14 protein-coding genes are annotated in these 13,006 nt (G+C 44.3%); all 14 read left to right on the top strand.

Features of this window, described 5'->3' with window-relative positions; genetic code table 11:
- The first annotated feature begins 13 nt into the window (after positions 1-13).
- The 14 genes from sucD to HGJ91_RS14320 all read left to right on the top strand — a co-directional run bounded on the left by sucD (position 14) and on the right by HGJ91_RS14320 (position 12,996).
- Positions 14-880 carry a succinate--CoA ligase subunit alpha gene (sucD, locus tag HGJ91_RS14385; protein ID WP_291348511.1) on the top strand — a complete coding sequence of 289 codons (867 nt, stop codon included), beginning with the start codon at positions 14-16 and terminating at the stop codon, positions 878-880.
- A gap of 25 nt (positions 881-905) precedes the next feature.
- Complete coding sequence (locus HGJ91_RS14380; RefSeq protein ID WP_291348510.1) at positions 906-1,769, top strand: fumarate reductase cytochrome b subunit; 864 nt, start codon at positions 906-908, stop codon at positions 1,767-1,769.
- Between the two features lie 12 nt (positions 1,770-1,781).
- Positions 1,782-3,752 carry a fumarate reductase flavoprotein subunit gene (locus HGJ91_RS14375; protein WP_291348509.1) on the top strand — a complete coding sequence of 657 codons (1,971 nt, stop codon included), beginning with the start codon at positions 1,782-1,784 and terminating at the stop codon, positions 3,750-3,752.
- Positions 3,752-4,486 (top strand): fumarate reductase iron-sulfur subunit, encoded by a 735-nt coding sequence (locus HGJ91_RS14370; protein ID WP_291348508.1) that lies wholly within the window; start codon positions 3,752-3,754, stop codon positions 4,484-4,486. Before HGJ91_RS14375 ends, HGJ91_RS14370 begins: the two co-directional genes overlap by 1 nt.
- Positions 4,487-4,504: 18 nt before the next feature.
- Entirely contained in the window at positions 4,505-6,115 is a 1,611-nt protein-coding gene (locus HGJ91_RS14365) for a fumarate hydratase (RefSeq protein ID WP_291348507.1), read from the top strand.
- A 1-nt stretch (position 6,116) separates the two neighbouring features.
- Positions 6,117-7,508 (top strand): class II fumarate hydratase, encoded by a 1,392-nt coding sequence (fumC, locus tag HGJ91_RS14360; protein WP_367142612.1) that lies wholly within the window; start codon positions 6,117-6,119, stop codon positions 7,506-7,508.
- A 107-nt stretch (positions 7,509-7,615) separates the two neighbouring features.
- On the top strand, positions 7,616-7,828 hold the full coding sequence (locus HGJ91_RS14355; protein ID WP_291348505.1) for a hypothetical protein: 213 nt from the start codon (positions 7,616-7,618) through the stop codon (positions 7,826-7,828).
- A 23-nt stretch (positions 7,829-7,851) separates the two neighbouring features.
- Positions 7,852-8,355, top strand: a complete 504-nt coding sequence (locus HGJ91_RS14350; protein ID WP_291348504.1) for a dihydrofolate reductase family protein — start codon at positions 7,852-7,854, stop codon at positions 8,353-8,355.
- 22 nt (positions 8,356-8,377) lie between these two features.
- Positions 8,378-9,661 carry a serine dehydratase subunit alpha family protein gene (locus HGJ91_RS14345; RefSeq protein WP_291348503.1) on the top strand — a complete coding sequence of 428 codons (1,284 nt, stop codon included), beginning with the start codon at positions 8,378-8,380 and terminating at the stop codon, positions 9,659-9,661.
- Positions 9,662-9,687: 26 nt separating this feature from the next.
- A complete protein-coding gene (locus HGJ91_RS14340) occupies positions 9,688-10,167 on the top strand; it encodes a ribonuclease HI (RefSeq protein ID WP_291348502.1) in 480 nt (159 codons plus the stop codon).
- Positions 10,164-10,598: a PaaI family thioesterase gene (locus HGJ91_RS14335; RefSeq protein ID WP_291348501.1), complete on the top strand. Its 435-nt coding sequence runs from the start codon at positions 10,164-10,166 to the stop codon at positions 10,596-10,598. Before HGJ91_RS14340 ends, HGJ91_RS14335 begins: the two co-directional genes overlap by 4 nt.
- Positions 10,599-10,643: 45 nt before the next feature.
- Positions 10,644-11,009 carry an STAS/SEC14 domain-containing protein gene (locus HGJ91_RS14330; protein ID WP_291348500.1) on the top strand — a complete coding sequence of 122 codons (366 nt, stop codon included), beginning with the start codon at positions 10,644-10,646 and terminating at the stop codon, positions 11,007-11,009.
- Between the two features lie 46 nt (positions 11,010-11,055).
- Positions 11,056-12,288 (top strand): DUF711 family protein, encoded by a 1,233-nt coding sequence (locus HGJ91_RS14325; protein WP_291348499.1) that lies wholly within the window; start codon positions 11,056-11,058, stop codon positions 12,286-12,288.
- A gap of 282 nt (positions 12,289-12,570) precedes the next feature.
- Complete coding sequence (locus HGJ91_RS14320; RefSeq protein ID WP_291348498.1) at positions 12,571-12,996, top strand: hypothetical protein; 426 nt, start codon at positions 12,571-12,573, stop codon at positions 12,994-12,996.
- Positions 12,997-13,006: the final 10 nt, after the last annotated feature.

The following is a 13,006-nucleotide window of genomic DNA, read 5'->3' as shown; positions in this document are numbered from 1 at the left end:
GAGATCAAAAGTTGTGAGTATATTTATAAATAAAGACACAAAGGTTCTTGTACAGGGGATTACCGGCAATGAGGGCAGTTTCCATACAAGACAGTGTATAGCATACGGAACAAATATTGTGGCTGGGGTAACGCCGGGTAAAGGCGGGCAGAAGATGGATGATGTGCCGGTGTTTAATACGGTTCGGCAGGTAGTTGAAGAAACCGGTGCCACCGCATCCCTGATTTTTGTACCTCCGCCGTTCGGGGCAGATGCCATTATGGAGGCCGCAGATGCTGGTGTGGATCTGATTGTGACCATTACAGAAGGGATTCCTATCCTGGATATGGTCAAGGTAAAAAATTTTCTTGCCGCAAAGAACTGCCGGCTCATCGGACCCAATTGTCCGGGCATCATCACACCGGATGAGTGTAAAATCGGCATTATGCCGGGCAATATCCATAAAAAAGGAAATATAGGCGTAATTTCTCGATCAGGAACGCTTACTTATGAGGTGGTTGATCAGCTGACAAAGCTTGGAATGGGCCAGTCAACCTGCATTGGTATCGGCGGCGATCCTGTGAATGGAACGAATTTTATAGATGTGCTGGAAGCCTTTCAAAATGATGATGAAACCACTGGGATTGTCATGGTCGGAGAAATCGGCGGAAGTGCAGAAGAAGAAGCAGCAATGTATATTAAAGAGAACCTAACCAAACCGGTCGTCGGATTTATCGCCGGCCTTACCGCACCTCCCGGCAGGAGAATGGGGCATGCCGGGGCCATTATTTCAGGTTCCAGCGGTACAGGCGCAGCAAAGATTGCGGCATTCAAAGACAATGGAATTCATGTCTGTGAAAATTTAGGACAGATCGGTCAGGTTTGTAAAGATGTATTTTAGAGTAGCCTAAAGGAGGTTAAGAAAATTGGATAGTTATATTATCGAATCAAATAAAAAAAAGAGCAGAATACCTGCACGGCTTGATTTTGCCCAGAGCGGAACCGGCCTGATATTGGGCCTGTTCATGTGGGTGCATATGCTTCTGGTGGGCAGTATCATCCTCGGGAAAGGCTCTTTTAATTTCGTGGCAAAGACCATGGAACTCGCCTTTTTGTCCGATACCGGGCATGGCTTTCCCATCGCGGTATTTTTTGCCGTTCTCACCATCTTTACACTTTTTATCATTCATGCATTGCTGGGGGTCAGAAAGTTTCCCATTTCGTGGAAACAGCACCGAATTCTCCGAGACCAGATGCAGATGATGAATCATACAGATACCAATTTATGGTATATTCAGGTGGTTACCGGGTTTATCATGTTTTTTGCAGGATCGGTCCACCTTTATATCATGCTGACTCATCCAGGCTCCATTGATCCATATATGTCGGCAGACAGGATTGTTTCAGGGAATATGTGGCCCCTTTATCTGATTCTTTTGATCTGTGTTGAGCTTCACGGCACCATAGGTCTTTACAGGCTTTGTATGAAATGGGGATGGTTTGCTGGAAAAGACGCCAGGAAATCAAGAAAAAAACTAAAAGCACTGAAAAACAAACTGACCATTTTCTTTTTAAGCATTGGTGTTCTTGCTTTGCTGGTTTTTGTTGTGATTGGCATCAACCACAGGGATAAAGTCGGTGAAAAATATAGAAAACATGAACCAGTAGTTGAACAGGTCCAGCCGGATGAACAGCTCCAGATGGATCAAGAGGTTCAGGCAGATGAAAAGGTCCAGGCAGAGGGCCACGAACCGGAAGAAGTTCAACCAGCTGAAGTAACACATCAATAAGGGGTAACCTAAATGAAAATCATATATACGGATTCACTTGTAATCGGCGGCGGGCTGGCAGGACTCAGGGTTGCCATTGCATCCATGCAGAGGGGCTATGATACAATTGTCCTGTCTCTGGTTCCTGCCAAAAGATCCCACTCTGCCGCAGCCCAGGGCGGTATGCAGGCAAGCCTTGGTGCAACAATTAAAGGTGACGGGGATGATGAAGAAGTCCATTTTGGAGATACGGTAAGGGGAAGCGACTGGGGATGTGATCAGGACGTTGCAAGAATGTTTGTTAACACGTCTCCCAAGGCCATCCGGCAATTATCTGCCTGGGGCGTGCCCTGGTCAAGGGTCAGGGCCGGAGATAGGGAGGTTGTTATTAATGGTGAAAAAGTCACCATTACTGAAAAACAAGAGGCTCACGGCCTCATTACAGCCCGGGATTTTGGAGGTACTAAGAAATGGAGAACCTGTTATACGTCTGACGGGGCAGGTCATACCATGCTTTATACCATGGATAACAAGGCCATCCAGATGGGCATTCCGGTTCACGAAAGAAAAGAGGCCATTGCCCTGATCCATGAAGACGGGGTCTGCTATGGCGCCATTGTAAGAGACCTTATTACAGGCGAACTCATTGCCTATGTGGCAAAAGCCACAACAATTGCAACCGGCGGTTATGGAAGACTTTATGCCATTTCCACCAATGCTGTTATTTCCGAAGGGATTGGGAATGCCATTGCCCTTGAAACCGGAATCGCAACGCTTGGGAACATGGAAGCTGTCCAGTTCCATCCAACAGCCATTGTACCGGTTGGTATTCTTACTACTGAAGGATGCCGTGGTGACGGGGGTCTGCTTCTGGACAAGGACGGATACAGATTTATGCCGGATTATGAACCGGATAAAAAGGAGCTGGCATCAAGGGATGTTGTCTCCCGCAGAATGACCGAGCACATGAGAAAAGGCAAGGGTACTCCCTCCCGTTATGGCGATCACCTCTGGCTGGATATCACATTGCTTGGCCGTAAACATATTGAAAAGAACTTAAGGGAAGTCAAAGAAATCTGCGAATATTTTCTGGGCATTGATCCGGTTGAAGAGTATATCCCGGTCAGACCCACCCAGCATTACTCCATGGGCGGAATCAGAACCAAACCCACCGGTGAAAGCCCGACACTGAAAGGCCTTTTTTCCGCTGGTGAAGCTGCCTGCTGGGATATGCACGGATTTAACCGCCTGGGCGGCAACTCTGTTGCCGAAACAGTTGTGGCAGGGATGATTGTGGGTGAATATGTTGCAGATTATTGTGCTGAAAATGCATTAAATGTGAGCACATCCACTATTCAGGATTTTATGAAACGAGAAGAAAAGAAAATTACTGATCTTCTGGTCAGGGATTTTGGTGAAAACCCGTTCCGGTTAAAGGCTGAAATGCAGAAAATCATGATGGACAAGGTCGGTATTTTCAGAAATGGTGAAGACCTGGAGCAAGCGGTTGAAGAGTTGAAAGTTCTGAATCAGCGGGCAAAGAGAATTGCCTTGAGAAACAGGATCAGTTCTTCCAATCCTGAACTCGTGGAAGCCATCAGAGTGCCCAAAATGATTAAACTTGCCCAGTGTGTGGCCTATGGTGCCATGCTTAGGACAGAAAGCCGCGGCGCCCATGCAAGAGAGGATTATCCCGAAAGAAATGACAGGGACTGGTTAAAAAGAACCCTTACCACATGGAAAGATGATTCAGCTGATTTGCCTGAACTCACCTATGAAGACCTGAATATCATGAAAATGGAGCTGCCGCCGGCATCCAGGGGCTATGGGGTAGACAATACTGTCCATCACCCGGATACACCAAAACGGGAACAGGAAATTGAAGAGATTAAAAAAGCCAACCCCGGGGCAGACAGGTTTGAGCTGCAGCAGCTTCTCAACCCCATCCCGATTCCGGAAAAATTCAAAGGTAAAAATGAACGTATAGGCAGGGGGTTTAAATAATGAGTGATCAAGAAAGAGTCCTGAAATTTCAAATCTTTAGATACAATCCCCAGAAACAGGGTGACAAACCTCGCATGGTAACCTATGAGGTTACCGAAGCCCCGGGGATGACGATTTTTATTGCATTGAATGATATCCGCGAGCAGCAGGACCCGTCCCTGCAGTTTGATTTTGTCTGCCGGGCCGGGATCTGCGGTTCCTGTGCCATGGTGGTCAATGGACAGCCCACCCTTGCCTGTAGAACCATGACTTCCACATTTGAAGACGGTGAGATTAAACTTCTGCCATTGCCGGGATTTGAGCTTATCGGGGATCTGTCCGTTAATACGGGAAAATTCATGCGGGCCATGTCTGAAAGGGTGGAATCCTGGATTCATGACAAGAATGCCGATGAAGTCAATTTTGAAAAGCTTGAGGAACGCATGGACCCGGATGTGGCCGATGAGATTTATGAGCTTGAACGCTGCGTGGAATGCGGAGCTTGTGTGTCTGCCTGTGCAACCAAGCGTATGAGACCGGATTTTCTTTCTGCGGTGGGGTTTATGCGGCTTGCCAGATTTGCCATGGACCCCAGAGACAAGAGGTCTGATGAGGAGTTCTATGAAATTATGGGTGATGATGACGGCGTGTTCGGTTGCATGACCCTTTTAGGGTGTGAAGACTATTGCCCCAAAGATCTGCCACACCAGACCCAGATCGCATATCTTCGAAGGAAGATGGCTTTGATAAAATAGTTATGAAAGGCAAAAAAGATGAGTGAATTTAAATTTGAGACCATGTTCCCATTGGGAGAAGATACAAGTGTTTATCGTCTTCTTACTAAAGAACATATCAGGATAAAAGAATTTGAAGGAAAAGAGGTTCTCATGATAGAACCGCAAGCCATAACCCTGCTTGCCAATCAGGCTTTTAAAGATGTGGCCCATCTCTACCGGTCTGACCATCTTGAACAGTTAAAAAAAATTATTGAGGATTCTGAAAGCAGTGACAATGACCGGTATGTGGCCCTGGAATTGTTAAAAAACGCTGTCATTTCCGCTGAAAAGGTCTATCCCATGTGCCAGGATACGGGAACAGCTATTGTTATGGCGAAAAAAGGCCAGCAAGTCTGGACCTGGACGGATGATGAAGAAGAATTGTCCAGAGGTGCTTATCAGGCATATACAGAGAATTATTTGAGATATTCCCAGAACGCACCACTGACCATGTATAAGGAAATGAACACCAAGACCAACCTGCCGGCCCAGATCGATATTTCGTCTGTACAGGGAGAGGCATATAAATTCCTGTTCATGGCCAAAGGCGGCGGTTCAGCCAATAAAACCGCTCTCTTTCAGATGACAAAAGCAGTATTGAACTCTGAAGAGACCCTGATCAATTTCATGCTGGAAAAAATGAGGGGCCTTGGGACAGCAGCCTGCCCGCCATATTATATTGCTTTTGTCATCGGCGGAACTTCGGCGGAGCTCAATTTAAAAGCCGTGAAACTGGCCTCAGCAAGATATCTAGATTCATTGCCCACCCAGGGCAGTGAGACAGCCCATGCATTCAGAGACAAGGATCTGGAAGAAAAGGTGCTGACAAGATCCCATGAACTTGGACTTGGCGCCCAGTTCGGGGGCAAGCATTTTGCTCTGGATATCCGGGTGATTCGTCTTCCAAGACACGGAGCCTCCTGCCCCATTGGTATTGGGGTTTCCTGTTCCGCTGACCGCCAGATTAAGGGAAAAATTACAGGGGATGGTATTTTCTTGGAACACTTAGAAGAAAATCCTGCCCAATATCTGCCGGCAAAAGAACCTGAAATGAAAGCGGCTGTCCAGATTGATCTGAACAGACCCATGGATGAGATTCGGGCTGAGCTTTCCAAATATCCGGTTGCCACAAGACTCTCTCTCACCGGTAAAATTATCGTGGGAAGAGATATTGCCCATGCAAAATTTATGGAGCGGTTTGAAGCAGGAGAGGGTCTGCCTGATTACCTGAAAAACCATATTATTTATTATGCCGGTCCCGCTAAAACACCGGATGGCGAAGCTTCCGGATCATTTGGCCCCACTACTGCCGGGAGAATGGACCCCTATGTGCCTATCTTCCAGAAAGAGGGCGCTTCCATGATCATGCTGGCAAAAGGAAACAGAAGCCAGCAAGTGACCGATGCCTGCAAGGAATACGGTGGATTTTATCTGGGCTCTCCTGGCGGTCCTGCTGCCCGTCTTGGAAAAGATTTTATCAAAAAGGTTGAGCTGCTTGAATATGAAGAGCTGGGCATGGAAGCCGTCTATATGATCACGGTTGAAAATTTCCCCGCCTTTATTATTGTTGATGATAAAGGTAATGATTTTTACGCAGATCTATTGTGAAATGAAGACAAGAATAGAAACAGATACCATGGGGGATATTCAAGTCCCTTTTGATAAATACTGGGGTGCACAGACCCAGAGGTCTTTGGATCACTTTAAAATCGGAAGCCGGAAGATGCCTCTGGAGATCATCCGGGCCTTCGGGATATTGAAAAAAGCGGCCGCCATTGTAAATCATGACCTTGGCGTGTTGTCCCGGGAAAAAAAAGATATTATTATCCGGGTCTGTGATGAAATTATTCAAGGGACGCTTGATGACCATTTTCCCCTGGTTGTCTGGCAGACCGGGTCTGGTACCCAGTCCAACATGAATGTAAATGAAGTCATTGCCAACAGGTCTCATGTGTTGCTCGGTAACAAACTTGGACAGGGAAATCGCCTTGTTCATCCCAACGATGATGTGAATATTTCTCAGTCTTCAAATGATACGTTTCCTAGCGCCATGAATATGGCGGCCTGTAAGATGCTGTCTGATCGCACAATTCCTTCTATAGAGGCATTGAAAACAGCTTTGGAAAAGAAAATCAGGGCATGGAAAGATATAGTAAAAATCGGCCGTACACACCTGATGGATGCAATTCCTCTGACCCTTGGGCAGGAATTTTCAGGATACGCATCCATGCTGGATCATGGTCTTAAAACTCTGGATTATACCTTGCCTCATCTATCCGAGCTGGCACTGGGCGGGACAGCTGTGGGAACCGGTCTGAATGCACCTGAAGGATATGACAAAAAGGTAGCCCGGACCATTGCCGACCTGACAGGCTATCCATTTGTGACAGCACCCAATAAATTTGAATCCCTGGCAACTCATGATGCCATTGTCGCAACTCACGGGGCACTTAAAACCCTGGCGGTCAGTCTTATGAAAATCGCCAATGATATTCGACTTATGGGCTCTGGGCCGCGATGCGGCATTGGTGAGCTGCTGCTGCCGGAAAATGAACCCGGGTCCTCCATCATGCCGGGGAAAGTCAATCCCACTCAGACCGAGGCGTTGACAATGGTGTGCGCCCAGGTCATGGGCAATGATGTCACCATCAACATTGGCGGATCAAACGGGCATTTTGAACTCAATGTGTTTAAGCCGGTGATCATTTACAACTTTCTGGAATCGGCACGGCTGTTGGGTAATGCAGCCGTATCGTTTAAAAATAATTGTGTTGACGGCATGGAACCCAATTATGAAAATATTGAAAAATATCTTCAGGAATCGCTCATGCTGGTAACGGCTTTAAGTCCCCATATCGGTTATGAGCAGGCAGCCAGTGTTGCAAAAAAAGCCCATCAGGAGAATAAAACCCTAAAGCAGGCTGCGCTTGATTTGGGAATAATGTCGGGTGAGAAATTCGATCAATGGGTAGATCCCAAAAAAATGATTGGAAATACATAAAAAAGTCTGTAAGAGTTATTCTTAAGATTCTTCTTTGTCAATATTTGTCTTGGTAAAAAAAAGAGCATATACTTTTTGAATAATCCGTTAAAAAAGAGGAGGATACCATGGATCATCATGTGACCGTGTTTAAACCATATCCGTTTAAAGAGGGGCAGAAGATACGGATTGAAGGATCAAGACGATCCGGTGACTGGGAGGTTGTCCACTTAAGCGACACCAAAGTTACCCTCCGCTGCCCGATTTCAAAAAAAGAAGTAAATTGGGACAGATTCTGTTATTATAGTGAAGATAAAAATATGAAATGGCCGGGTGACTGATCTTGCATAGAGGATAAAGAAACATGAAAGTGATACTCTTGATGGCTGTTACGGCAGATGGGATGATTGCAAGGGATTCCATGCAAAGGATAGACTGGACCGGGAAAGTGGATAAGAAATATTTTGTCCATATCACCCGGAAATCAGGAGCTATGATCATGGGTTCCAAAACATTTGATACCATTGGAAAAATTCTGCCGGGACGTAAAAATATTGTCATGACAAGGGATAAAACAAGGATAAGTCAGGACAGGGGTTTGATATTTACCAGCCAAACACCGGGGGAGATCGTAAAGGATCTTCAGGCCCAGGGGTTTGAATCGGTGGCACTCATCGGCGGATCAATTGTGAACACGCTTTTCATGAAAGAAAACCTGATAGACGAGATTCATGTTACGATTGTTCCAAGGCTTTTTGGGAAGGGGTTGTCCCTGTTTAACGAAACTCTGGATATCCGTTTGGAATTGATGGATATAGGGGAAATTGATAAAAGCCATGTTTTATTGAAATACAGGGTTAAAAAATAAATTTTTTGAAGAGGAAAGACCCATGCTGGATAAAGAGGAAAGACAGGAAATTATTGCACTTATCAATCGTGAAGTTATTCCGGCCCTCGGCTGCACCGAACCTGTGGCAGTTGCCCTGGCAACGGCCAGATCAAGGGAAGTCCTTGGAGACTTTCCTGAAACAATAGAGATTCTTGTCAGCGGCAATATTTATAAGAACGGAATGGGGGTGGTTATCCCGGGTACAGGCATGATGGGGCTGCCCATTGCTGCTGCTCTTGGTGCAGTATGCGGCAATTCAAAAGACGGGCTTGAGGTGCTCAAACAGGTGAATGATAAACATCTTGAAGCAGCACGCCGGATGGTGGATGAAAAACAGGTTGATATCAGTGTAAAGGATGGGACAGATAATCTATATGTTGAAAGCATCTGTAAGGCAAAAGACCATACCTGCAGGACCATCATTTCCCATCGTCATACCAATATCATCTATGTTGAAAAAAACGGAAAACCTGTTTTCAGGGGGTTTGATGCCCATTCTGACACGGAAAAGCCTGAGACAAAAATTAATCTTTCCGTGGCAAAGATATATGAATTTGCAAACCAGACACCGCTTGATGAAATTAAGTTTATTCTGGAAGGAGTCAAGCTCAATGAAGCCATTTCAAAAGAAGGCCTGACAGGAAAATATGGTCTCAGAACCGGTATGACCATACAGAAAAATATCACAAGAAAATTTATTGCCGATGACCTGGCATCCTATGCCATGTCCCTGACGGCAGCTGCGGCCGATGCCCGTATGGATGGATGTACCCTGCCGGTGATGAGCAACTCCGGCAGTGGGAACCAGGGCATTACTACCATCCTCCCCGTGGTTGCCGTGGCACAAAAAACAGGCGCTTCCGATGAAAAATTGATCCGGGCCCTCATCCTGAGCAATTTAATGGCCATTTATATTAAGCAATCTGTTGGTCAGCTGACTGCATTGTGCGGCATTTTGACGGCATCAACCGGGGCTGCCTGCGGGATCTGCTATCTTTTGGGCGGGAATCTGGATCAGATCGGCGGTACCATTAAAAATATGGCTGCCAGCATCACCGGGATGATATGTGATGGAGCTAAACAGGGATGCTCGCTTAAAGTATCTGCCGGTGTCAGTTCGGCTGTTTATTGTGCGCTTCTGGCTATTGAAGGCAGCTGTGCCACCCACACCGATGGGATTATTGCCGAGGATGTGGATCAGACGGTTCGGAACATAGGAGACCTTGCCACAAAGGGCATGCTTGAAACCGACCGGCATATCATTAACACCATGATTTCAAAATAGGCGGCAAAAACAATTTGGTTTTTTTTATGACGGATCTGATACTGTTTACAGATGGAAGTGTGAATCCTCAGACAAATATCGGATATGGGGCATATCTGACTGTACCTGAAGAAGGACTCTCATTGGATTCATTGAAGTTGAGTGTGAAAGTGAAAAGATTTGAGCGGACGTCTTCAACAAAATTGGAATTGCAGACCTTATTATGGGCGCTAAGCGATATTCAAGCACAGGGGCGCAGGGTGATGGTATACACGGATTCTCAAAACATCATCGGTTTACAGGGAAGACGTGGCCGGTTTGAGCAAAATGATTATCGGACAAAGAAAAATAACCGCATCAAAAATTATAAGCTGTATCAGGAATTTTATAAAATGACCGATCAATTGGATTGTAAATTTGGTAAAGTACAGGGCCATAAGGTATCGAATCAAAAAGATGAAATAGACAGGCTCTTCACGCTGGTGGATAGAGCGTCACGGAATGCACTGAGGAGAGACCATCAATGACAAATAGCGACCATTACATAAAACTGGAAAATATGATGCATTCCGCACAATTTGTGCAACTGACCGGTGCCAGGGTTAGTATAAAAAAAGGAGAGGCACACATTACTCTGCCTGTAAGAAAGGAGCTTTACCACGCCGCAGGCGCCATGCACGGTGCGTTATATTTTCTCGCATTAGATAATGCAGCATTTTTTGCAGCTAATTCCCTGGTTGAGGATGTCTTTGTTTTAACAACCAGTTTAACAACCTATATTACCCGCCCTGTATCAGAAGGTGTTGTAAAATCAATTGGTAAGGTTGTTAATCAGAATCACTCCCAGTTTATCTGTGAATCGGTTTTGTATGATTCAAATGACAAAGAGATTGCCAGAGCTACCGGTATTTTTGTCAGGAGCAAGATACCCTTATCAGATAAGATCGGTTATAAATAAAAGGTGTTGCACCATGCTTAAATTTTCAACAAGGAGGTGAATTAAATGTTAGAAATAATAGATATAGGAGTTGAAAAAGCTGTTGCATATCGTTTGGAAGGAAAGATAACAGAAGAGGAAATGGTGTCCGTGCTTTCTATATTTAAGGGAAAAATAGATAAAGGCGAAGACCTAATTTTATATCAAGAGGTTGTCAGTATCGGTGGCGCTGAGCTTGATGCAATGATTGAAAAATTTAAGTTTTTTATAGATTTTGGAATGTCCCATTTTACCAGGATAGCAGTGGTAACACATAAAAAATGGATACATAAGCTTGTCGATCTTGAAGGCAAATTATTTAAGAATATAGATATGAAAGGATTTTCCATTGAACAGAAAGATAAAGCAATTGAATTTTTAAAAAATGCATAGCCTGTTAGCTGATGATGCAATCGATAGTGTTAAAAGGGTATAGAGGATGAAATATAAACGTAAAGAACTTTGTCGAATCAGAACAATCACAATATTTTTGGTTCTTAAGAAGGACAGGTCCACATGGAAAAGCGCTATTTCAGGGGCGATCCGGTTTTGCAATGATCTGTCACAAGAATTTATGGAAAATGGCTATCTTGTTCAATCCATAAGGATCGTCACCAATCCGTTTGGAGAATACCTGAACACGGACAGCATAAAAGCCGCGACTTCAGATTTGGAAACCCTCGGTCACCTTTTAACCGCTTCTGACACATCAAATCTTAGAATCCGGTTCGCCATAGGTGAAGCACGAACAAAACAAGAAATATCACTTCTTCCCGAGCTGATAAGAGACTATGGTGATTTATGTAATGCGTGTGTCAATGTCGGACTGGATGAATTCGGTGTATTGGATAACCCGTTGATTCATTCTTCCGTACTTGCTGTATCCCAAATAAGCAGGTTGACGCCGCGAGGTGAAGGGAACTTTAATTTTACAGTGAATTTTAATTGTGCCCCCTTGATACCTTATTTCCCGGCCGGTTATCATCGAAAGGAGCTTGGTAATTGTTTTGTGGTGGGGCTTGAAACACCAGATTTGCTGGTAACTGCCTTGCAGGAATTTAATGAAACCAGTTCTCTTGGAAATCATAATGATTTATTTAAAGGATACTATGAGATCTTGAGTTCAGCGCTTCAATATCATGTTTCTAATGTAAAATTAATTATAGATGGATTTGATAAGAATACGGATTTTTCATTTTCGGGTATTGACAGTTCTGCTGCGCCGTCAAAGGAGTGTTCTTCTATAGTGGAAGTCTATAAACGTTTAGGGATCGAATATTTTGGGGCATCCGGTACCATTGAAGCGTCTTCATTGTTAACAAAGGTTTTCAAATCCATAAAAGGGGTTGATCTGGTCGGGTTCTCCGGGTTAATGCTTGCGGTTACAGAGGATATCGGTCTTGCGGAGGGGACACGGAATTCTGATTTCGATATCCGCGCTCTTTTGACATACAGTGCTGTTTGCGGGATTGGCCTTGATACGGTACCCATTCCAGGCAATACTCCTATTGCAAAAATCACTTCATTAATGAGAGATACAGGAACGATGGCATATCGTTTGAATAAGCCGTTAACGGTTCGATTGTTTCCTGTTCCGGGATTAAATGCAGGAGATATTACCTCTTTTGAAAGTGATGATCTCTGTGATTGTGCGGTATTAAATGTCCCTTAAGTCCAATAATTTTGAGTTAAAATAGTAACAGTCATTTAACCTGATAATGGTCTATAGGCCTCTTGACATTATTATGGAATTGATGGAAGCTTGGGAAAAAATTAAAAGGATATGATGAAAGATAAAAAAAATAAGAAAAATATAGTGGTCAGGTTCCTGAAATGGATTATCAGGGGTAATAAAAGGGCAGCTGAAAAAGGCAACCTGTGTAAATCATGAATTAATAAAAAGTAAAGCGCCGGTCAGGCGGGTTAAATTAAAAAACCAAAAAAAGAGTAATATATGAGTGCAAAAATAAAAGGGATACTGCAAAAAATCAATTTCATTGAAACGGATATGGAACTGCATAAACAGATTCTGGTTTCCGTACCGGCAGATGATAAAACGGAAATGGAAACCATTATTTCTAAGATTGCAGACCAGAAACAACAGATCAATGAGTTAAGACAGCAAATTAAAAAAATAGATAAAGATGAATATAACAGGATCATTACCATTGAACGGGCGGCTGAGATCTTTCGGCAGATATCCAAAGACAAAAAATTTGTCCAGGTCAACACATTAAACGAGTCGGGTGTTTGCTTTATTACATTTAATGACGGGACAAGACTTGACTGCCTGGTCACGGCAAAAGAAGAAAACGGGAACTGGACGGTCCTTACTTTGGAGGGAGAAACCAAAGAATACCCAGGTGGATTTATTCAATAAGGAGAGAAAA

It is taken from the genome of Desulfobacula sp. (assembly GCF_014237455.1).
Classification (GTDB): domain Bacteria; phylum Desulfobacterota; class Desulfobacteria; order Desulfobacterales; family Desulfobacteraceae; genus Desulfobacula.
The sequence above is the reverse complement of the archived record's forward strand: the minus strand, read 5'-3'. Positions and strand labels throughout refer to the sequence as shown.